This window comes from Paraburkholderia sp. BR10937, assembly GCF_040965695.1.
In the GTDB taxonomy this organism is placed as follows: domain Bacteria; phylum Pseudomonadota; class Gammaproteobacteria; order Burkholderiales; family Burkholderiaceae; genus Paraburkholderia.
This window is the reverse complement of sequence record NZ_JBFRCL010000010.1, coordinates 18,456-39,515: the sequence shown is the minus strand read 5'-3', so window position 1 is coordinate 39,515 and position 21,060 is coordinate 18,456. Positions and strand designations below refer to the sequence as shown.

The 21,060-nt window shown below is 61.9% G+C and carries 15 protein-coding genes; 2 read left to right on the top strand and 13 right to left on the bottom strand.

Annotation, left to right across the window (positions count from 1 at the left end; genetic code table 11):
• The first annotated feature begins 77 nt into the window (after positions 1–77).
• Positions 78–1,259 (top strand): cation:proton antiporter, encoded by a 1,182-nt coding sequence (locus AB4Y44_RS10655; protein WP_368699477.1) that lies wholly within the window; start codon positions 78–80, stop codon positions 1,257–1,259.
• A gap of 25 nt (positions 1,260–1,284) precedes the next feature.
• Here AB4Y44_RS10655 and AB4Y44_RS10650 read toward each other — a convergent pair whose 3' ends face one another.
• From AB4Y44_RS10650 to AB4Y44_RS10620, 7 genes are all read right to left on the bottom strand, one after another.
• Positions 1,285–1,701, bottom strand: a complete 417-nt coding sequence (locus AB4Y44_RS10650; RefSeq protein WP_368699576.1) for a universal stress protein — start codon at positions 1,699–1,701, stop codon at positions 1,285–1,287.
• A gap of 139 nt (positions 1,702–1,840) precedes the next feature.
• The gene (locus AB4Y44_RS10645) at positions 1,841–2,539 is read right to left on the bottom strand and encodes a response regulator (protein ID WP_368699575.1); all 699 of its coding nucleotides are present in this window, start codon (positions 2,537–2,539) and stop codon (positions 1,841–1,843) included.
• Between the two features lie 5 nt (positions 2,540–2,544).
• Positions 2,545–5,364 carry a DUF4118 domain-containing protein gene (locus AB4Y44_RS10640; RefSeq protein ID WP_368699476.1) on the bottom strand — a complete coding sequence of 940 codons (2,820 nt, stop codon included), beginning with the start codon at positions 5,362–5,364 and terminating at the stop codon, positions 2,545–2,547.
• Between the two features lie 81 nt (positions 5,365–5,445).
• On the bottom strand, positions 5,446–6,027 hold the full coding sequence (gene kdpC, locus AB4Y44_RS10635) for a potassium-transporting ATPase subunit KdpC (RefSeq protein ID WP_368699475.1): 582 nt from the start codon (positions 6,025–6,027) through the stop codon (positions 5,446–5,448).
• Between the two features lie 3 nt (positions 6,028–6,030).
• Positions 6,031–8,178 (bottom strand): potassium-transporting ATPase subunit KdpB, encoded by a 2,148-nt coding sequence (gene kdpB, locus AB4Y44_RS10630; RefSeq protein WP_368699474.1) that lies wholly within the window; start codon positions 8,176–8,178, stop codon positions 6,031–6,033.
• A 13-nt stretch (positions 8,179–8,191) separates the two neighbouring features.
• The gene (gene kdpA, locus AB4Y44_RS10625; protein ID WP_368699473.1) at positions 8,192–10,000 is read right to left on the bottom strand and encodes a potassium-transporting ATPase subunit KdpA; all 1,809 of its coding nucleotides are present in this window, start codon (positions 9,998–10,000) and stop codon (positions 8,192–8,194) included.
• On the bottom strand, positions 9,997–10,092 hold the full coding sequence (locus AB4Y44_RS10620) for a potassium-transporting ATPase subunit F (RefSeq protein WP_069268979.1): 96 nt from the start codon (positions 10,090–10,092) through the stop codon (positions 9,997–9,999). The genes kdpA (AB4Y44_RS10625) and AB4Y44_RS10620 overlap by 4 nt, the downstream gene beginning before the upstream one ends.
• A 433-nt stretch (positions 10,093–10,525) precedes the next feature.
• On the opposite strand from AB4Y44_RS10620, the gene AB4Y44_RS10615 reads away from it, so the two are divergent.
• Positions 10,526–12,493 carry a potassium transporter Kup gene (locus AB4Y44_RS10615; RefSeq protein WP_368699472.1) on the top strand — a complete coding sequence of 656 codons (1,968 nt, stop codon included), beginning with the start codon at positions 10,526–10,528 and terminating at the stop codon, positions 12,491–12,493.
• A gap of 456 nt (positions 12,494–12,949) precedes the next feature.
• On the opposite strand, the gene kdpA (AB4Y44_RS10610) is transcribed toward AB4Y44_RS10615, so the two are convergent.
• From kdpA (AB4Y44_RS10610) to kdpF, 6 genes are all read right to left on the bottom strand, one after another.
• Entirely contained in the window at positions 12,950–14,758 is a 1,809-nt protein-coding gene (kdpA, locus tag AB4Y44_RS10610; protein WP_368699471.1) for a potassium-transporting ATPase subunit KdpA, read from the bottom strand.
• A 340-nt stretch (positions 14,759–15,098) separates the two neighbouring features.
• Entirely contained in the window at positions 15,099–15,737 is a 639-nt protein-coding gene (locus AB4Y44_RS10605; RefSeq protein ID WP_368699574.1) for a GNAT family N-acetyltransferase, read from the bottom strand.
• A gap of 122 nt (positions 15,738–15,859) precedes the next feature.
• Positions 15,860–16,876 carry a potassium-transporting ATPase subunit C gene (locus tag AB4Y44_RS10600; protein WP_368699470.1) on the bottom strand — a complete coding sequence of 339 codons (1,017 nt, stop codon included), beginning with the start codon at positions 16,874–16,876 and terminating at the stop codon, positions 15,860–15,862.
• Between the two features lie 25 nt (positions 16,877–16,901).
• Positions 16,902–19,028 (bottom strand): potassium-transporting ATPase subunit KdpB, encoded by a 2,127-nt coding sequence (gene kdpB, locus AB4Y44_RS10595; RefSeq protein ID WP_368699573.1) that lies wholly within the window; start codon positions 19,026–19,028, stop codon positions 16,902–16,904.
• 84 nt (positions 19,029–19,112) lie between these two features.
• Positions 19,113–20,915, bottom strand: a complete 1,803-nt coding sequence (gene kdpA / locus AB4Y44_RS10590; RefSeq protein WP_368699469.1) for a potassium-transporting ATPase subunit KdpA — start codon at positions 20,913–20,915, stop codon at positions 19,113–19,115.
• Positions 20,916–20,961: 46 nt separating this feature from the next.
• The gene (gene kdpF / locus AB4Y44_RS10585) at positions 20,962–21,042 is read right to left on the bottom strand and encodes a K(+)-transporting ATPase subunit F (RefSeq protein WP_368699572.1); all 81 of its coding nucleotides are present in this window, start codon (positions 21,040–21,042) and stop codon (positions 20,962–20,964) included.
• Positions 21,043–21,060: the final 18 nt, after the last annotated feature.

Below are 21,060 nucleotides of genomic sequence, written 5' to 3'. Positions count from 1 at the left end.
GCCCAACAGCGCGACACATAGGCCGAATCAGGCCAGACGCAGCGAAACTTCTGTACCCCTCGATCGGAGCCGTCCGGATGGACTTTAACGTCGGCCTGTTTGAAGTCCTGTTGCTCGTTTCGGCATTGGTGGCAATGCTCGCGCGGCGCTTGCATATGCCGTACAGCGTCGGTCTGGTCATCGCTGGGGTCGCCCTATCGCTCCTGGCCTCTTCCCGATTTCCCGTTATCCCCCTCAACCAGGATTTCATCTACAACGTACTGCTGCCACCGCTCATTTTCGAGGCGGCGTTTCACATGCGCTGGGGGGAAATTCGCACGGATTTTGCCGTAGTCCAGACGTTAGCTATCGTCGGTGTGCTCGTATCGGCTGGCGTGACGGCAATGGGCATGCATTACCTGTTGCACTGGGAATGGATTTCCGGCGTGCTCTTCGGCATGTTGATCGCCGCCACGGATCCCGTCTCTGTCCTGGCGAGTTTCAGGGAGGCCGGCGTGTCGGGACGCTTCAGGCATCTGATGGAGGCAGAAAGTCTCTTCAATGACGGGACGGCAGCAGCAGGCTTTCGCGTTGTGCTGGCATTCGTGGGCGGCGCGCACGTTCACCCTGTCGACGTGTTGAGAATATCTGGCATCGTGCTTCTCGGATCGGTCCTTTGCGGCTTGCTGATCGGCAACGTGGTGCTGTCACTGCTACACCGCACCGCCGATCACCTCGTCGAGATTGCGTTTGCGATGATCGCGGCCTATGGGTCGTTTCTGCTCGCCGAAAACCTTCACCTGTCCGGCGTGCTGGCGACGCTGGTTGCCGGTCTCGTGATGGGGACGCGCAATGCGGTCAATCCGATGACGAAGCGAGGCCGGGAAGCCGTTGAGAACGTGCTTGACTACGCGGTATTTGCCGCGAATTCATTCATCTTTCTCTTCATTGGCATTCAGCAGGCTCAGCGCGAGTACGAAACGGTGTGGGCTTCGATCGGCATCGCAGTGGCAGTCGTGATGTTGGCCCGCGCTGTGGCTGTCTACCCGTGCTGCATGCTTTTCACGCGCACGTCACTGCGCATCGACGTACGGCATCAACATATCCTGTTCTGGGGCGGAATGCGCGGTGCTCTCGCCCTGGCTCTCGCGATGGGCTTGCCACCCGGCGTGCCGCGTCGCGAAGAAATCGTTACCGTTTCCTTTGCCGTAGTCGCCTTTTCGATCTTCGTTCAGGGCACGACGATGACCGTGCTACTGCGGCGATTGCGAGTCGTGTGACGCTACGCCCAGTGCGGTGCAGACTTCAGTGGAGCATCGTCACGGGTGTTGAAGTCAGTCGCCATAGCCTGGCGAGGACCGCCCATCTGTGGAAAAAGCCTAGGTGGCTTGCGTCAAGCACCACGATGTCCGCATGCCCCTTCTCTGCGCACTGTGCGATGGTCCGCTCCGCGGGACCGAACACGCGCTTCCATGTGTACGGGACGCCTGCGTCATCGAGAATCGCCCGCGTCTTCATGAGCGCATCGAGCGCCGCCTGCTTCTCCCGTCTGTGCAACGCCGCCGGTGAATGAAACGCTACGGCACGGCCATGCGCGACATCATCGAGTACCTCGACGATCTCGACCTCGGATACGCATCGCTCCGCAAACAGGAACGCTCCGTGACGCGCCGCTTCGGTTGCCCCTTTGGCACCGAGCACGGGAATAAGCAGTTTCAGCACAGCCAGCCTCACCAATAGGTCATTTCCAGCTTGATTGAAGCACGGACATCACCAGGACCACGTAAAAGTACGAGGACGGTGCGTAAAAATCTCATTAACATCGAAGCGCCTTCGGTGTCGCGGATGGCAACCGCGCTGCTCACCTGACACCAACCAGGCAATATCCAACGCCCGTCTCCGTCACGATGTGTTCGGGCCGTGCTGGGTTCCGCTCGAGTTTGTGGCGCAGGTTTCCCATGTAGATCCGCAGATAGTTCGCGTTTTGCGCATGGGCGGGTCCCCACACCTGCTCAAGCAATTGGCGATGGGTCAGCACGCAGCCTGCATGACGAACGAGCGTGACTAGCAGGCGATACTCGATGGGCGACAGATGAATCGTCTCACCATTGCGCTGGACCGACCTCGCTGCCAGATCGACCGTCACCGCGCCGAACGATACCCTGGCCGAATCCGGGGTCACGGAGCGATCCTGTCGGCGCAGGTGCGCCCGCATTCGCGCCAGCAATTCGCCGATACCGAATGGCGTAGTCATGTAGTCGTCGGCCCCTGCGTCGAGCGCCATCACCTTGTCCTTTTCCCGCGAGCGGGCCGAAAGCACGATGACCGGCACAGAGGACCAGCCGCGCAGTTGCCGGATCACGTCCAAACCCTCCATATCCGGCAACATCGGATCGATTATCACCAGATCGGGCCTGGCGGTGGCGGTGATGGCGAGCCCCTCCTGCCCGGTGCTCGCCTCGAATACGCGCATCACCTCGCTTTCAAGTGCAGCTCGCACATAGCGGCGAATCTGCCTGTCATCCTCGATCAGGACAACCGTAACGGCCGGATCGCTCATGACATTCATAGGCGATTCACGGTGCCGCCGGAGACGTCCGATGACCGGCTCCGGGATGATGCCCCCGTATCGGGAAGCTCCGGAACATCGGTTTCCACAGGCGGTGTCTCGTCCGCGGGCAGCATGATCCAGAAACAGGCGCCGAGCACTTTGCCGTTCATGTCAACGCGGTTTGACGCGCCGATCTTGCCCCCGTGTGCCTCGACGATCGCGCGGCAGATGGCGAGTCCCAAGCCAATACCCGGCAGTGCCGACTCCTTCTCACCCCGGGTGAACTTGTCGAACACCCGCGATTCCATCCCCGCGGACAGACCCGGCCCGCTATCACAGACTTCGACCCGCACGTACCTGTGCGCCTCATCCTGCAACATGGACGCATCAATCGTTAGCGGCGTCCCGGCGGGCGTATATTTGGCCGCGTTCTCGAGCAGGTTCGCGAAGAGCCGTTCGACGAGTACCGCGTCGAGTTGCACGAGCGGGAGATCCGGGGGCACGCGTGCCTGAACCTTGCGGTCCCCCAGCATGCGCCGGCAGCCGGCCAGCGCGGAGCCGATCACCTCCTCGATCGACGACCACTGCCGGTTCAGCCGCATGCTGCCTTCCTGAAGACGCGCCATGTCGAGCAGATTGATGACGAGTCCATTCATCCTCAGTGCCTCCTCGCGGATCGCCCCCGACAGATCCTGTGCCTTGGGCCCACCCGACACGGCAACGCCCTGCTCGGCAAGCACCGATGCAAACCCCACGATAGCCGTGAGCGGCGTGCGCAGGTCATGGGAAATCGCGGACAACAACGAGTTGCGCAGTCGTTCCGATTCCATGCTGACCAGTGCGTCCTGTGCGATCTCAACGTAGTGCACCCGTTCGAGCGCGAGCGCGATCTGCGCGACGAAGCTCTCGAGCATGCGCTGCTGTTCGGGCACGGCAAACTCTGCCATCCGTTCGGACAGCAACGCGATTACACCGCGAGTGCGCATCGGCGCCTTGAGTGGCAGATACAGCGCCGTCGCGGCAGGAAGGGTCTCGGTACCGTGACCGGCCTGTTTTTGCTGGTCGTAGACCCATTGGGCGATATCGCGATCGAGATCGACGTCGCTGAGCGCCGTGGCCGGATCGGGATTCTCTACCTTGGGCCGCACCTTCTCCGTGCTATCTGGCAGCAGGATCGCCGTGCGTGCCTGGAACACTTCGCTCACGTGACGCATCGCGATCTCGATGATCTGGTCAGTCATCAGCGCGCCACCCAGTTCGCGCGTCATCGCGAACATCGCCCCCGTGCGGCGCTCGCGCAGCGTGGCGAGATGCGCCTGACGCTTGAGGCTCGCCGTCAGGTGACTGATTACCAGCGACGTCATGAGCATCACGGCGAAGGTGAGCAGATATTGTGTGTCGGAGACCGTGAAAGACATGCGCGGCGGCACGAAAAAAAAATCGAACGCAGCCACCCCGAGAAACGAGAACAGCACGCCTGGCCCGCGCCCAAGCCGCGCGGCCGTAAAGACAGCACCGAGCAGATAGAGCATCACGAGATTGGCCTGCGCGATCCGGTCGAGCAGCATGCCGGCAATGGCCGTAATGGCCGCACAGATCGCGAGTGCGTAGGCATAGGAGACCGGTGTGGAGCGGCGAGCCCCCATATCGGGCCCGGCAAACCCACTCATGGCATCGTGGCGCTCGGCGGCTTCGCGCACCGCGCCGGAGTTGACTACCGTAACGTCGATATCGCGCGCCGACCAGACCATCTGCTGTGCGACCGACGGGCTGAGGCGCGCACGCCATCCCCTCACCGATGACGCGCCCACCACCAGCTTCGAAACATTGCGCATGCGAGCGTAAGCCAGCACCGTCGGCGAGATCTCGTCGCCCTGCAGCGTGACGGTTTCCGCGCCCAGCTCAGACGCCAGCTTGAGCGCGTCGAGCGTGCGCTTGCGAATGGCATCAGGCAGCCGCGCAAGCTTCGGCGTCTCAACGTAGACGGCTAACCAGTCCGCTTTCTGGTTCGACGCAAGGCGCGCCGCCGCGCGCACGAGATTGCTGCTCTCCTGGCCCGCACCGACGCACACGATAATGCGTTCGCGTGCCTGCCAGATCCTCTCGATCGACTGATCGGCGCGGTACTCGCGCATCTGCGCATCGACACGGTCAGCCGTGCGACGCAACGCGAGTTCGCGCAGCGCGATCAGATTGCCCTTGCGAAAGAAATTGCGGACCGCACGCTCCGCTTGCTGCGGCATGTAAACCTTGCCATCGCGCAGCCGGTCAAGCAGTTCCTCAGGCGGCAGATCGACCAGCGTCACCTCGTCGGCAAGATCGAACACACGGTCGGGTACCGTCTCCCACACGCGAATACCCGTGATCTGCCCGACTACGTCGTTCAGGCTCTCGAGATGCTGGACGTTGACCGTCGTGAACACGTCGATACCGGCATCCAGCAGTTCCTGCACGTCCTGCCAGCGCTTCAGATGCCGACTGCCCTGGACGTTCGAATGCGCGAGTTCGTCGACGAGGATCAGCTGCGGCTTGCGCGCGAGCGCGGCGTCGAGATCGAATTCGGCCAGTAGGCGGCCGCGATATTCGATGCGCGCCGGTGCGATGACTTCCAGGCCTTCGATGAGTGCGAGCGTCTCCTTGCGCCCATGCGTTTCGACGATCCCCACAACGACGTCGGCACCTTCGTCGTTGAGGCGCCGCGCGGCCTGCAGCATCGCAAACGTCTTGCCGACGCCGGCCGATGCGCCAAAAAATATCTTGAGCCGTCCTCGCTGGCTTCTCTCTTCATCACGCTGCAGCCGGTCCAGCAGTTCGTCGGGATCGGGCCGGTTCATCGCACATCTCCTTGCGAGTCATCCCATTGTCTTGCTGTCGCGGCACGTGTGTTGGTCAGGTTCCGCCGCGCGGGCAAAAACTCAATGCATAGGCTTGATCCCGTCGAGCGCGAGATTCAAACGCAGTACATTCACGCGTGGCTCACCGAATACGCTGAGTTGCCGTCCGGATGTGTTCTGCGCGATCAGTCCGTTGACCTGGTCGAGTGTAAGGCCACGGGCTTTTGCCACGCGCTCAGCCTGATACGCAGCCGCAGCCGGTGTGATATCGGGGTCCAGCCCGCTGCCTGACGAAGTCACGAGATCCACCGGAGGGGGTGTCGTGTTCGACGGGTCGGCATCGTGCAGCGCCGCGATGCGCGCTTTCACTTCGTCGGTCAGTGCGGGATTCGTCGGTCCGAGATTCGAGGCGCCGGAATTCTGTGCGTTATAAGGGTTCGGTGTCGTGGCCGAGACGCGGCCCCAGAAATAGTACGGCGCGTCGAACTGCTGGCCGATCAGCGCAGAGCCGACCGGCTTGCCGTCCTTCTCTATCAGACTGCCGTTGGCTTGATGCGAAAACACGGCCTGGGAAATCGCAGTCACCGCGAGCGGATAGATTCCGCCCGTGATCACCGTCAGCAAGACAAACAGCACGAGCACGGGGCGCAAGGAATTGTTCATGGTTCAAACCCATCCAAAAGCGGTGAGCACGACGTCGATCAGCTTGATGAACGGAAATGGCAACAGGATTCCACCAAGACCATAGATCAGCAGATTCCTGCGCAAGACGGCAGCGGCGCCGAGCGCACGATACCGGACCCCCTTGAGCGCGAGCGGGATGAGCGCGACGATGATGAGTGCGTTGAAAATGACCGCCGAAAGGATGGCTGACGACGGGGACGTCAGGTGCATGACGTCCAGCACGCGCAGATTCGGATAAGTTGAAGCGAACGCCGCCGGAATGATCGCGAAGTATTTCGCGACATCATTCGCGATCGAGAACGTCGTGAGCGAGCCACGTGTCATCAGCATCTGCTTGCCGATCTCGACGATCTCGATCAGCTTCGTCGGGTTCGAATCGAGGTCGACCATGTTGCCTGCTTCCTTCGCCGCCTGCGTGCCGCTGTTCATCGCCACCGCGACGTCGGCCTGTGCAAGCGCGGGCGCATCGTTGGTACCGTCTCCCGTCATCGCTACGAGTCGCCCGGCCGTCTGATGTTCGCGGATCATCTTGAGCTTGGCTTCCGGTGTCGCTTCAGCAAGGAAGTCGTCGACACCGGCTTCAGCAGCAATGGCTGCGGCCGTGAGCCGGTTGTCGCCCGTGATCATGACCGTCCGGATGCCCATTTTGCGCAATTCGGCGAAGCGCTCCTTGATACCACCCTTGACGATGTCCTTCAGCTCTATTACGCCGAGCACGCGCGCCGTGCCACCAGTGCTGCCGTGGCCGCCCGGCTTCTCGGCAACCACCAGCGGTGTACTCCCGCGTCTCGCAACATCGGTAACCGCGTTATTCACCTCGCCAGGATAGCGGCCGCCGGTGGCCTCGACATACAGTTTGACCGCCTCGGATGCACCCTTGCGAATCTCGCGCTCCGGCAAGTCGACTCCGCTCATCCGCGTCTGCGCCGTAAAACCGAGGAACGTGGCGTGCAACGTCGCCATGTCGCGCTCCCGGATATTGAAGCGCTGCTTCGCAAGCACGACGATACTGCGGCCTTCGGGCGTTTCGTCGGCGAGCGACGCCAGTTGGGCCGCGTCGGCGAGGTCCTGCTCCGAAACACCGGGAGCCGGAATAAACGTCGATGCCTGCCGGTTGCCCAGCGTGATGGTGCCGGTCTTGTCGAGCAGCAGAACATCGACGTCACCCGCCGCCTCAACGGCACGCCCCGACGTCGCGATCACGTTTGCCTGCATCATGCGGCTCATGCCTGCCACGCCAATGGCGGAAAGCAGCCCGCCGATGGTGGTCGGGATCAGGCAGACGAGCAGGGCCACGAGTGCCGTAATGGTCACGACGTGACCCGCTTGTGCGGCCGCAACGGAGAAAACGGAGAACGGCAGTAACGTCGCCGTGGCAAACAGCAGTATGAGTGTCAGCGCCACCAGCAGGATCGTCAGAGCAATCTCGTTTGGCGTCTTTTGACGCTTCGCCCCTTCGACCATTGCAATCATCCGGTCGAGGAATGCTTCTCCGGGATTGACCGAGACACGCACGACGATCCAGTCGGATAGCACGCGCGTCCCGCCCGTCACCGAAGAAAAGTCTCCACCGGATTCGCGAATCACCGGCGCTGACTCGCCCGTAATGGCCGACTCATCAACAGACGCGACGCCCTCGATGACGTCGCCGTCGGCAGGGATCGTGTCCCCTGTCTCCACCAGCACGACGTCGCCTTTCCTCAGATCGGTGGAGGCCATCACTGTGACGGGCGATTTCGGATGCGGGTCGTTGAGCTTTTTCGCCATCACGTTGTGTTTCGCGCTGCGCAGCGATGCTGCCTGTGCCTTGGAACGGCCTTCGGCGAGCGCTTCCGCAAAGTTGGCGAAGAGCACGGTAAACCACAGCCACAGCGCAATGGCGAGGATGAAGCCCGCCGGCGCCTCGGCTTGCCCCGCGAGCGCGGCAAACCAGAGTATCGTCGTCAGGATGCTGCCCACGTACACGCAAAACATAACAGGGTTACGCAACTGTGTACGCGGCTTGAGCTTTCTGAACGACTCGGCGATTGCGGGCCTCACGAGCACCGGGTCGAACATCGACCGTGCAGCCGTGCGTGCCTGGCCAAGATTGTCAGGGCGATGGGCGGGCGGTTGAGCGGGCGTAGTCATGCTTTCCTCGTACTCAGTGAGCCGCAATCATCGACAGATGCTCGGCAACGGGACCAAGCGCAAGGGCAGGCACGAACGTCAGCGCGCCGATCAGGAGTACGGCCCCGAGCAGCAGGACAACGAACAGCGGACCATGCGTGGGCAAGGTTCCCTCCGTTACCGCTATGCGCTTCTTTTCTGCGAGCGAGCCCGCGACGGCGAGCACCGCGACCGCCGGCACGAACCGACCAAACCACATGGCAATGGCCAGTAGAACGTTATAGAACGGCGTGTTGACCGAAAGCCCCGCGAACGCGCTGCCGTTGTTGTTCGTGGCCGAAGTGAATGCGTAAAGAATTTCGGAGAAGCCATGCGGGCCGGGATTCGCAATACCCGCGGTGCCGAGCGGAGACAGAACGCCAATGGACGTGCCGACCAGCACGATCATCGGCATGATGAGGACCGCAATCGATACCATCTTCATCTCGTACGATTCGATCTTCTTGCCGATGTATTCAGGCGTACGCCCGATCATCAACCCGGCGATGAACACGGCGAGAAGCGCAAAAACCAGCATCCCATAGAGCCCTGAGCCTACGCCGCCATACACGACCTCGCCCAGTTGCATCATCAGGATCGGCACGAAGCCACCCATCGGCGTTAGAGAATCGTGCGCGTTGTTGACCGCGCCGCACGATGCAGACGTGGTCGCGACCGTGAAGATGCCGGAGTCAGCAATGCCAAACCGCACTTCCTTACCTTCCATGTTGCCGCCAGTCTGCAGCGCCGACCTGGTCTGGTCGACGCGCAGCGAGGTGAACATCGGATTTCCGGCCTGCTCAGACGCGATCTCACCCCAGCATCCAATCGCGAACGCGATGGTCATGGCCGCGAGCACCGCATAACCTTGCCGGTTATCACCGACCATCCTGCCGAAAACGACGCACAGCGCGGCGCCAATGCACAGCATGGCGATCACCTGGACGAAATTGGCCAGGGGCGTCGGGTTCTCGTACGGATGCGCGGAATTGGCGTTGAAAAATCCGCCGCCATTGGTGCCGAGCATCTTGATCGCTTCCTGCGAAGCCAGCGGGCCCATCGCAATGGTCTGCTTGTCCGCCTTCATGTCCTGCATCACGGGGTTGCCCTTTGCATCCTTGATCGGGTTGCCCTGTGCGTCGGTCTTCGGCACCTGGTAGGTCGTGACCTGCAGCGTGGGCACGTCCACGTACGCCCTGAAGTTCTGGATCGCGCCCTGACTCACGAGCACTAACGCGATGACAAACGCGATTGGCATGAGTATGTACAGCGTGGAGCGCGTCAGGTCGACCCAGAAATTGCCGATCGTCTTTGTCGTGTGGCGCGCAAACCCCCGTATGAGCGCGACGGCCACGGCAATGCCGGTCGCTGCGGAAAGGAAGTTCTGGACAGCGAGCGCCGTCATCTGCGTGAGATAGCTCACTGTTGTTTCCGGCGTATAGTTCTGCCAGTTCGTGTTGGTGATAAAGCTCACTGCCGTATTGAATGCGGCGTCGGGTGTCATGGGGCCGAAGCTCTGCGGGTTCGCCGGCAGCCATTGCTGCAGGCGCAGAAAGCCATATACCGCCAACGCGCCGAGCGCATTGAACAGCAGCACCGCGAACGCGTACTGTTTCCACGACATCTCGGCATCGGGATCCACTCCAGCAAGCTGATACAGAGAATGCTCGACTGGCCGCCCGATCTTGCGCACGACGACCGACGTGCCGTCGAGCACCGAGGTCATGTAGTGGCCAAGCGGAATGGCGACAGCAGTCAGCACTACGATGAAAAGCACGACGTGAAGCACGTTGTAGGTATTCATTCGAGTTCCTCTGCGCGCAGGAGCGCGTACACGAGGTACACGAGCAGGAGTAGCGTCGCGGCGGCGGCGAGCCAGATCATCCATGTGGTCATGGCCGACCTCCCGGTGCACGTCCGTATAGCTTCTCGCAACCAATGACAAGCGCGACACTGAGTCCGAGGAAGACCACAATGCCGGCAATATAGATGAGGTCCATTTCTGCCCCCTTGGTGGATCGGAAATGACGACGTAAAGTCAGAGCCTCGTAATGGTCATGACAAGACTAGGCAGCCGCGAATAAAAAAGGTGTAAATATCGAATACATGGAAGACTGCGACCATCGACACATCTGTGGCCGCAGGGTCGCCCACTTGTATTGCGTAAGCTGTTTAATTCATTAGTTCCGGGGCTCGACAGGCGGAGATAGCCTGCAAAATCTTTCGTATGTGACCTACGCTACGAGCGACAGCTTCACGAAACTGATGCAAAATCCGCGCACTGATGGCTGCGCTTTGCCGTGATTCAAACCACACGACCATAGCCAACATGTCGAACCCGACTAACGTCAGCGTCGATCCAGCTGAGCCGTACGGGAAGAACGAAACTCCTCCCCATGCGCCGCCTTCCGAGCCTGGCGCCGCCGCAATGGCGTCGCTGGCGCTCGCCGCGCTCGGCATCGTCTTCGGCGATCTCGGAACAAGTCCCCTGTATGCATTGCAGGAGGCTTTCAATGGCGCGCGTGGCGTGGCCGCGACGCCGGAAAACGTGGTGGGAATCGTCTCGCTCTTCCTGTGGTCCCTCATCCTGATGGTGAGCGTCAAGTACGTTCTCGTTCTGATGCAGGCCGATAACCATGGCGAAGGCGGTTTGCTGGCACTCCTGGCGCTGCTGGTGGGCAATCGTACCGGACGCGAAACCCGAAAGGCTGCGCTACGCTGGGTGTTCCTCGCGATGTTCGGCACGGCCATGCTGTATGGTGACGGCGTCATCACGCCCGCGATATCCGTGTTGAGCGCGATCGAGGGCATCGAAGTTGCCACACCGGCGTTCTCGCATTTCGTCGTGCCGATCACGGTGGTGATCCTCGTGGCGCTCTTCGCTGTCCAACCTCTGGGATCCGGCAGGGTCGGTGTTGCATTTGGGCCGATACTGGCGATCTGGTTCGTCGTGATTTTCGTCCTGGGGGTCGCGTCAATTGCCGGGGCGCCTGCCATCCTCGCCGCGTTCAACCCGGTCAACGGCGTCACGTTCTTCCTTCACAACGGCTTCAGGGGCTTTCTCGCGCTTGGAGCCGTCGTGCTGTGCCTGACCGGCGGCGAGGCACTGTATGCCGACATGGGGCACTTTGGCGCACGGCCCATCCGTCTGGCGTGGTATGGACTTGCCCTGCCCGCGCTGACCGCCAGCTATCTTGGGCAGGGTGCGCTTCTATTGCGCGCGCCTGCCGCCGCATCGCGCCCGTTCTATACGACAGTCCCCACATGGGGGCTCTACCCCATGGTGGTACTGGCGACACTCGCGACCATCGTCGCGTCGCAGGCCCTGATTTCCGCGGTGTTCTCACTTACGCGACAGGCGGCGCAACTCGGTCTGTCGCCGCGCGTGACCGTTAGGCACACTTCGTCGAGCACGGCCGGACAGATCTACCTGCCGGGTTTGAACTGGCTTCTCATGGCCGCAACGATTGGCGTGGTGTTGCTCTTCCAGTCGTCGGACCGGCTTGCGGCTGCCTTTGGCATCGCGGTATCAACGACCATGGCGATTACCACCATGCTCTTCGCCGCGTTTGCACACGTGCGATGGAAGTGGCCTGTGTGGCGCGTCGTACTCGTCGCCGGTGTTTTCATGGTGGTGGATGTTTCATTCGTCGCAGCCAACGCGTTGAAGTTTGCGGATGGTGGCTGGCTGCCACTAGCGATCGGTGGCCTCACCTTCCTTGTATCGACGTCATGGCTGTTGGGGTTGCGGGCAATGCGCCGTTCGCGGGGGGATTCAGGCTTGCCGCTCGACGCCTTTCTCTCAAGCCTCGCAAAAGACGCGTGCTACAGGGTGAATGGCACGGCAGTGTTTCTGATGGCGGTCGGCGACTCGGTGCCCACAACCCTGCTCCATCATCTGAAGCACAATCAGGTTCTCCACCAGCGCGTGGTTCTGCTAACCCTGCTGACGGGCGAAATCCCGCGCGTACCGCCGGATGAACGGTTTGACGTGCAGTGCTTCGATCAGGGCTTCGTTCGGATTGTGGGGCGATATGGCTATCTTGAGTCGCCAAACGTACCGGTACTGCTCCAGCAAACCTTGCAGAAAGCCGGGCGAGAGAAATATGACGCCATGACCACCTCGTTTTACCTCGGACACGAGTCGCTAACCGTAAGTACGGGCTTGAATCTCGGCCGGCGTTTGCTGTTGAGTCTGTTTGTTCTGCTTCGCAAAAACGAACTGGATGCAACCACGCACCTCGGGGTGCCGCCTAACCGGGTAGTGGAGATGGGCGCCAGGCTCGACATCGATTGAAAAATGCGCGGCGGAGACGAGCAGCCGCGCGAGCTCCCGTCAGTCTCACCAGGAAAGGATGATCAGCGGCGCGAGGGACGCGATGTATGCAGCGAGGCCAACAACTGCCCAGCCCGAAGCGACCGCGATACAGGCAACGAGCGCTCCGGCGATAACGATCGCGCGCATGCAACGCAGACGCGCGCGCCGGCGATCAATTCCTGGTCCAGAATCGCCCGAATTATGAAGATTGGTCCCGCGTGAAAAGCGCAATGGAGTAGACATACGATCTTCCTGTTGCAGTATTGCGATCCTCCTGCCCGATAGCTTACCGGATACAATCTAAAATTAGCGTTAAAGGGAATCGGCCATTCGTAAACGTACTGCTTCCGACGACGCAGTTCCGCCAGTTTCACCGGATCGACCTGACGAGGCATCGTGGTTGCGATCATGGGCGCGAACACCTGCCCTTGCCGTCTAGTGGCCAACTGCTGCGCTTAAGTGCTCGACGATGGGTCCCAGCGCAAGTGCCGGTAGATACGTGAGTGAGGCAATCATGACCACGGACCCAATAAGCAGCCCGACAAAGAGCGCACTGTGCGTCGCCAGCGTGCCCGGACCTGCTTCTCGCCGAAGTTTGCCCGCGAGCGATCCGGCAATCGCCAGCACGGGTACGATCACAGCAAAGCGGCCAAACCACATCGCAATCGCGAGCATCCAGTTGTAGTACGGCGTATTCGCCGACAGGCCGGCGAACGCGCTGCCGTTATTGTTCGCCGCGGACGAGAACGCGTAGAGAATTTCGCTGAACCCATGCGGGCCGGGGTTCGCAATCCCAGCGATCCCAGCCGGCACCAGCACGGAAACCGCGGTTCCGACCAGCACCAGAATGGGTGTCGAAAGAATCACCACTGCGACCATCTTCATCTCGAACGCGTCGATCTTCTTGCCCAGGTATTCAGGCGCCCGGCCAATCATCAGCCCGGCAACGAACACAGCCAGCATTGCATAGATGACCATGCTGAAAAGTCCAGAGCCTGGGCCACCGAACACGACTTCACCCGTCTGCATCAGCACCATCGGTACGAGTCCGCCGGCTGGCGTGAACGAATCGTGCATCGCGTTGACGGCGCCATCGCCGCCGCTCGTCGTCACCGTCGCATAGAGGGCAGACGTCACTACGCCGAAGCGCGTTTCCTTGCCTTCCATGTTGCCGCCCGACAGATTGACCGACATGTTCGCCATGCCGGTTTGTGGCGCTGCGATGTGAGTGACATGCTGCTCGGCTTGCGCCGTGATCGCGGCTGCCACGACGAACATGACAGCCATGGCCGCGAGCAGCGCCCAGCCTTGCCGACGGTCGCCGACGGCCACGCCGAACGTATAGCATAGCGCGGCCGGAATCAGCAGAATGGCCAGCATTTGCAGGAAGTTGGCCAACGGTGTTGGGTTTTCATAGGGGTGCGCAGAATTTGCGTTGAAGAAACCGCCACCATCGCCGCTCAACAGTTTGATCGACTCCTGTGAGGCGACCGGCCCCATGGGTAGCAACTGCTGCTGCGAAGTCATGCTTTGCTGCACCACGTTTCCTGTGGCGTCGTGCACCGGTTGACCCTGCGCATCCAGTTTTGGCTGCTGCCATGTGATCGCCTGCAAGGTGTGCACCTCGCGGTACGTGTCGAAGTTCTGGATCACGCCTTGCGCCATGAACGCGATTGCGAACAGCACGGAGAGTGGCAGCAGGACGTAGAGAGTCGAGCGCGTCAGATCCACCCAGAGGTTGCCGACCGACTGCGCGCCGTGCCTCGCGAGTCCCCGCATGAGGGCGAACATCACCGCCATGCCGCTTGCTGCCGAGAGAAAACTTTGCACGGTAATGCCGAGCATCTGGCTCAAATAGCTCAGGGTCGTTTCGCCGGCGTAACCCTGCCAGCTCGTGTTTGTGACGAAACTCACGGCCGTATTGAGGGCCGAATCCGGACTCACGGCAGGGAGCGCCTGGGGATTGAGCGGCAGCCATTGCTGCAACCTTTGCAGCGCATACAGGAAGAGCAGGCCGACGGCGTTCACCAGAAGCAGCGCAACTGCGTAGGTCTTCCAGGTCATCTCCGAGTCTGGATCGACACCGGCGACGCGATAGATCAGCCGCTCGACAGGCCGTCCGATCACCGACAGCCATGGAGCCCTGCCTTCGGCTGCTCGCGCCACGTAAAGCCCGAGCGGCTTCACGAGTGCGATCAGTACGACCAGAAATAGAATGATCTGAAAGCCGGCACTCGCAATCATCTTGCCTCCCGCAGCTGCCGTAGTCCGCCAAGCGGGTGTTTCATCTTTATTTCAGCTCGCGAAATATCAATTCGACGGAAAGACTGCGGCGAACCGTATAAAGATCTTGTCAATACGGCATCAGGAAGGCGAGTTGGGTTGCGCGCTACGTCAGAACGTCCACGCGAGATCCGGGATCAGTTCGATTCGGGAGATCAGGAGCCAGTGCCTGTGGGTCAGGTGCCGGCAATTAGATGATTGGGCTGCACTGCGAGCCCATGGGCCGAACGGCTGTGCAACTTACGAAAACAGGGTGAACGGCAAGCGGTTGCTATCGACGGCTCGCGGTTGTCGTTTTTTTTCACGCAGCGAAGCGAACAAAACGCGCACTCGGCAGCGCGATTTGATGCGTCCACGCGGCCAGTGTCCGCGCAACGACAGGCGCCTTGCTCAGTATCGCGCTTTCATAGACCTTTCCGGCGAATCGTATCGCATCGACAATGCGGAACCCCTGCCCGCGATAGAACGAGACCAGATGCGCTGCTGGATACGGCGTGTCGAGTGCCAGCTCTGCATAGCCGCGCGTCGCGGCCCAGTGTTCGGCGAACGCCAGCAGGGATTTTCCGATGCCGCGATTCTGCCATGAAGGCTCGATCGCCAGTTGACGGACCGTGGCCACGTCACGGCGATGGTAGTGCTCGCAGGCTGATTCGCTGTCGCGCGCGTAGAGCGTCATCGTGCCGATGATCTCCCCTTCGCTAACTACCACGAAGCAGTCGCCAGCTTGTGCTCGCCGCATCGTGACACTCACGTCCTGGTCCACGCAGGTGCAGTTCAACCCCGACATACCGAGTCGCGCAAACGCACGATGCAGCATCGTCGTGAGCTGCTCGTACGAATCGCGCGAGGGATCAAAGCGCCTCAGTACCACGCTGCCGATGCCCCGCTTGCTGCGTGCGCGGGATGCGTGTCTAGCGGTTGTTGAATGTCGCCTCGACATGAGCACTCTCCAGGATTCACCTCTCAACAAAAGTCTAGAGTTAACGTTTGTGCCCCACAAGAAAAAATGTCGTAAAGAGTGGCGTTTGCTCCCTGCGCAAGACTCTTCACCGAAGCGAACAATCACGCCGGCGAGCCAAACTTGCGACGCAGATCCAGATTCATCTGCAACACGTTCACCATTGGCTCACCCACGAGACCGGCGAGCGGTGCGTGGGCCGAATCGTGAAGCATGGCATTGATCTCGGCGCGAACCATTGCAGGATCACGCTTCGTATCCTTCGCCCACGCCGCCGCCACGCGGTCGAGCTGGAACATCGCGTTCGCGAGCGTGATGTCCGGGTCGAGACCGGAAGCCGACGCGGTCACGAGGTCCCCCGGCACGTTCTGCAGCACGGCGTCCGGATGGTCCTGCCGCCACATATCGAAGAAGATCGACTGGACGTCGCTGCCTGCGTTCACGGGCTCGATCGCACTCACGTCCTTCCCGTTGGCGTCCTTGTGCGTGACGGCGGACGGGAACTTACCCGGATTCGCCGCCGAAAACGCCGTGAAGAACGGCACCGCGAGATCGGCGGCCTTCGGCTGCGGCGTGCCCGGGTTTGCGGCTATCCATTGCTTCACGTCGGCGGGATGCTGCTTCGCCCACGCATCCACGTAAGCACCGTGCGTGGGATCGGCATTGACCCATGCCTGCGCGAGGCTGTTATGCGTGTTGGCCCATTGCGCGACGATGTGCGGCTGGCCGCCGAAGCGGTCCGCCTGGAACCACGCCTCCACATCGGGCGCGACGAGCTGGCCCGCCTTCGGCCCCGCCGCATACGTTGCGATCGGCCCGATGGCGCGCGCCACGCGGTCACGCAGCGCGTAGTTCGCCGCACCGAGCCCCGACGATCCGGACGACGACGCGTCATATGAAACCGCCGATGGCCGTGGCTGGAAGTATTCGTCCTTCGTGAACGGCTGAGCGATCAGCAGCGAACCCACCGCCTTGCCGTCCGGCCCCTTGACCACACTGCCGTTGGCCTGGAACGGAAACGCGGTCTGTCCGATGACCCACAGCACGCCCGGATAGATGCCGCATACGAGCACGACGGCAAAACCCAGCAGCCAGAGGCTCTTCGAAATGTGGCGCAGCATGACTTTCCCCTTTTTCCCGTATCCATCAGGAAACCAGCCCCAGCACGGTCATCACGACGTCGATCAGCTTGATGCCCGCGAACGGCACAATCACCCCGCCTAAACCCCAAATCAACAGATTGCGGCGCAACAGCGCATCTGCGCCCAGCGCGCGGTAGCGCACGCCGCGCAACGCTACCGGAATCAGCAGCGGAATGATCAGGGCGTTGAAGATCACCGCCGAAAGGATTGCCGACGTCGGCGAATGCAGATGCATCACGTCCATCGCACCGAGCCACGGCAGCGTGCCGGCGAACAGCGCCGGCACGATCGCGAAATACTTGGCCACGTCGTTCGCGATCGAGAACGTGGTCAAAGCACCGCGCGTCATGAGCAACTGCTTGCCGATCTCGACGACCTCGATGAGCTTGGTCGGGTCGCTATCGAGGTCGACCATGTTGCCGGCCTCTTTCGCGGCCTGCGTGCCGGAGTTCATCGCCAGGCCCACGTCGGCCTGGGCGAGCGCGGGCGCGTCGTTGGTGCCGTCGCCCATCATCGCGACCAGCTTGCCCTCCGCCTGCTCGGTGCGCAGGTAGGTGAGCTTCGCCTCGGGCGTGGCCTGCGCGATGAACTGATCGACGCCCGCGAGACGCGCGATCGTCGCCGCGGTCAACGCGTTGTCGCCGGTGACCATCACCGTGTAGAGGCCCATTGCGCGCAGGCGCTGGATCCGCTCGCGGATGCCGGGCTTCAGGATGTCTTCGAGCAGCACGACGCCCGCGATCTCGTTGCCGTTGGCGACCGCAATCGGCGTGGCGCCCTGTGCGCCGGCCTGCTTGAGGATCGCATCGAGTCCGTACGGCACCTCGCCGCCGCGCTCGCGCACCCATGCGATCACAGCGTCGGGCGCGCCCTTGCGGATCGAGCGGCCGTCCGCGAGATCGACCCCGCTCATGCGCGTTTGCGCCGAGAAGGGAATCACACGCGTGCTTTCCGAGGTCGCGCTGTGACCTGCATAGGGCGCAAGAGGCGAGCCCCCCACGGCTGCGATGCTCTTGCCTTCCGGCGTGAGGTCGCCGAACGACGCGAGCGCGGCAAGCCGCTTGAGCTCGCTTTCATCCGCAGTGCCAATCGGCATGAACGCCGTAGCCCGGCGATTGCCGATGGTGATCGTGCCGGTCTTGTCGAGCACCACGGTGTCGATATCGCCCGCCACTTCCACGGCCTTGCCGCTCTTCGCGATGATGTTCGCGCGCAGCGCCCGGTCCATGCCCGCTATGCCGATGGCCGCGAGCAGCGCGCCGATGGTGGTCGGAATGAGGCAGACGAGCAACGCCACGAGCGTCGGCACGTCGGTGCCCAGGCTGTGCAGCGGCTCGCTCAAGCCCAGGTAGCTCGTCATGTACTGCTCGGCGTTGTACGCCATCGGCCACAGCGGCACGACCACGATCAGGAAGATCAGCGTGAACGCGGAGAGCACGAGCGTGAGCGCGATTTCGTTCGGCGTGCGCTGGCGCACCGCGCCTTCCACGAGCCCGATCATGCGGTCGAGAAACGTCTCGCCGGGGTTGGCCGAGATACGCACCGTGATCTCGTCGGAAAGCACCGTGGTGCCGCCCGTGACACCCGAGCGGTCGCCACCCGCGTCGCGGATCACAGGCGCGGACTCGCCAGTGATTGCCGATTCGTCGACGGAAGCGGCACCTTCGATCACTTCGCCGTCGCCCGGAATCACGTCGCCCGCGCGCACCATCACCACGTCGCCGCGCCGCAACTGCATGGAGGCAACGGTTTCGAAGCCGCCGTCTGCACGCAGCCGCATCGCGGACGTGTCGCGCCGAGCGCGCCGCAATGTGTCGGCCTGGGCCTTGCCGCGTTCCTCCGCGATGGCGGTCGCGAAGTTGGCAAACACCACCGTGAGAAACAGCCAGACATCGAGCGCGATGAAATACGTGAGCGGAGCCGCGCTATGGGCGATGCCGAACGCGATCTCGAGAATGAACACGAAGGTCAGCACCGCACCGATCTCGACGACGAACATCACCGGATTCTTCCACTGAATATCCGGTCGCAGCGCGATGATCGACTGCTTGAGCGCGAGGCGCACCAGTTCGCGGTCGAACAGCTGGTCGCGCCGCCTGTGCGGCGGCTGCGGGCCGCGCGAGACAAGCATCGTTTTGGGTACGGCAGGCGTCGAGTTCATGATTTGCATTCCTCGATAATTCGACGGAGGCATTCCAGCAAGTTCACCGCTGCGTCATCCGCCGAATGGAATTGGCCCGAGGTGGTTCGCAAGCGGACCAAGCGCCGCCACCGGCAGGAACAGCAATGCTCCGACGATCAGGATCGTACCCAGCAGCAGGAAGCCGAACGTCGCGGTGTTGTCGCGCATCGTGCCAAGCGTTGCGGGCGCCGTCTTCTTTCGGCCAAGGAATGCGGCCATGGCGATAGGCGCCACGATCGGCAAATAGCGCGAGAACAGCATGACGAGGCCGGTTGCCGTATCCCATTGCACCGCGGTGGGCGCGGGGTTCGGGTTCGCGTTCAGGCCGTAGGTGGTCGCGAGGCCGTCCATGGCGGATCCGTTGTTCGCCGATGACGAGGAGAACTGGTAGACGATTTCACTGAAACCGTGTGCCCCCGGATTCGCCTCGGCCTTCGTGCCCCAGTCGGTGGCGGAGAAAAGCCCCGTGGGCCCGAGAATCAGGATCGGGTGCACGAGCAGCGCGATCATCGCGAGTTTCATTTCACGCGCACCCACCTTGCGGCCCAGGTACTCCGGCGTGCGCCCCACCATCTGCCCGGCGAGGAATACGCCCACCACGAGGAACAGCAGCAGGTTGATCATGCCCACACCCTTGCCGCCAAATACGCAGTTCAGCCACATGCCGATGAGCGGCGAAAGGCCGGCAATCGGGTTCAAGCTATCGTGCTCGGCGTTGACGGCGCCGCACGTGACATCCGTGGTGATCGCAGCGAATGTCGCGCCCGCCGACGTGCCGAAACGCAACTCCTTGCCCTCCAGATTGCCGAGGTGTTGATCGACGGGCAACCCAGCCACGGGCGGAATCGTCACGCTATGCTGCGTGCCGGCCAGCGCATAGGTGCGCGCCACCGGATGCGCCGTGAACGCGGGATTGGGCTGCATGGCGTCCCAGTACACGGCCCAGCCTATCAGGCCGATCATCATCGTCAGCATCACGCTGTAAATCACGACCGCGTGACGCAAGCGCCCGAGCATGCGCCCGTACATGAGTACGAGCGAGAACGGGAAAATCATCATCGCGAGGGTGGTCACGATGTTCGAGAGCGCAGTGGGATTCTCATACGGCTGCGCGCTGTTCATGCCGTAGAAGCCGCCGCCGTTGGTACCGAGCATCTTGATCGGAATGACCGCAGCAACGGGGCCGACTATCAAGGTTTGCTGCTTCGCCTGGCCGTGATCGTCCGTGCCCATCGCGCCGGGTTCGAGCGTCGTGACCTGCACATCGCTCGCGTAGGTCATCGGCATGCCTTCGTGAATGAAGATCACGCCTACTACGAGCGCGACCGGCACGAACATGTAGACCACCACACGCCACATATCGACGAAGAAGTTGCCGAGCCGATGCTCGCCGCGCAGCGCGCGGATGATGGCCGTGAGCGCGCAGAGCCCCACCGCCGCCGAAAGAAACATGTTCGGCAGGATGAAGAAGATCTGGCTGAAGTTCGATAGATGCTGATCGCCCGAATAGTGCTGCAGGTTCGTGTTGGTCATGAACGAAATGACCGTGTTGAAGATCGTCGATGGCGCAAGCATGCCCCGCCCCAGCGGGTTGAGCGGCATGAGCGGCTGCAGCGAAAGGACAACGAAGCCGAACACGAACAGCGCCACATTGAAGACGAGCAGCGCAAGGGTGTATTGCTTCCAGTCCTGCGCGCCGCTGTCGAGACGAGACTCGAACCAGCGCAGCCAGCGCGGCGCGGGAAAATGCCCTTCCATCACCCATGCCATGTAACGGCTGAGCGGAATGGATATCGCGATCGCGAGGACGAGTATCAGTACCGGCAGGGTCCACATGGTCCCCCCTCTTTATGCCGCAAGGGCGTGAGATTCAAGTTGACGACTAGAACCACTCGGGGCGTATCAGCGCGAGGAACAGGTACACGAACGTCGCTGCCGAGATCGCGGCGGCAAGCCAAGCCATGACGGCCTCCTCAAATGC

What these genes read in the sequence shown, in the direction of transcription:
- AB4Y44_RS10655 (WP_368699477.1), top strand. Translation starts at nt 78, where the DNA reads ATGGACTTTAACGTCGGCCTGTTTGAAGTCCTGTTGCTCGTTTCGGCA.
- AB4Y44_RS10645 (WP_368699575.1), bottom strand. Translation starts at nt 2,539, where the DNA reads ATGAGCGATCCGGCCGTTACGGTTGTCCTGATCGAGGATGACAGGCAG.
- AB4Y44_RS10640 (WP_368699476.1), bottom strand. Translation starts at nt 5,364, where the DNA reads ATGAACCGGCCCGATCCCGACGAACTGCTGGACCGGCTGCAGCGTGAT.
- kdpC (WP_368699475.1), bottom strand. Translation starts at nt 6,027, where the DNA reads ATGAACAATTCCTTGCGCCCCGTGCTCGTGCTGTTTGTCTTGCTGACG.
- kdpB (WP_368699474.1), bottom strand. Translation starts at nt 8,178, where the DNA reads ATGACTACGCCCGCTCAACCGCCCGCCCATCGCCCTGACAATCTTGGC.
- kdpA (WP_368699473.1), bottom strand. Translation starts at nt 10,000, where the DNA reads ATGAATACCTACAACGTGCTTCACGTCGTGCTTTTCATCGTAGTGCTG.
- AB4Y44_RS10620 (WP_069268979.1), bottom strand. Translation starts at nt 10,092, where the DNA reads ATGACCACATGGATGATCTGGCTCGCCGCCGCCGCGACGCTACTCCTG.
- AB4Y44_RS10615 (WP_368699472.1), top strand. Translation starts at nt 10,526, where the DNA reads ATGTCGAACCCGACTAACGTCAGCGTCGATCCAGCTGAGCCGTACGGG.
- kdpA (WP_368699471.1), bottom strand. Translation starts at nt 14,758, where the DNA reads ATGATTGCGAGTGCCGGCTTTCAGATCATTCTATTTCTGGTCGTACTG.
- AB4Y44_RS10605 (WP_368699574.1), bottom strand. Translation starts at nt 15,737, where the DNA reads ATGTCGAGGCGACATTCAACAACCGCTAGACACGCATCCCGCGCACGC.
- AB4Y44_RS10600 (WP_368699470.1), bottom strand. Translation starts at nt 16,876, where the DNA reads ATGCTGCGCCACATTTCGAAGAGCCTCTGGCTGCTGGGTTTTGCCGTC.
- kdpB (WP_368699573.1), bottom strand. Translation starts at nt 19,028, where the DNA reads ATGCTTGTCTCGCGCGGCCCGCAGCCGCCGCACAGGCGGCGCGACCAG.
- kdpA (WP_368699469.1), bottom strand. Translation starts at nt 20,915, where the DNA reads ATGTGGACCCTGCCGGTACTGATACTCGTCCTCGCGATCGCGATATCC.
- kdpF (WP_368699572.1), bottom strand. Translation starts at nt 21,042, where the DNA reads ATGGCTTGGCTTGCCGCCGCGATCTCGGCAGCGACGTTCGTGTACCTG.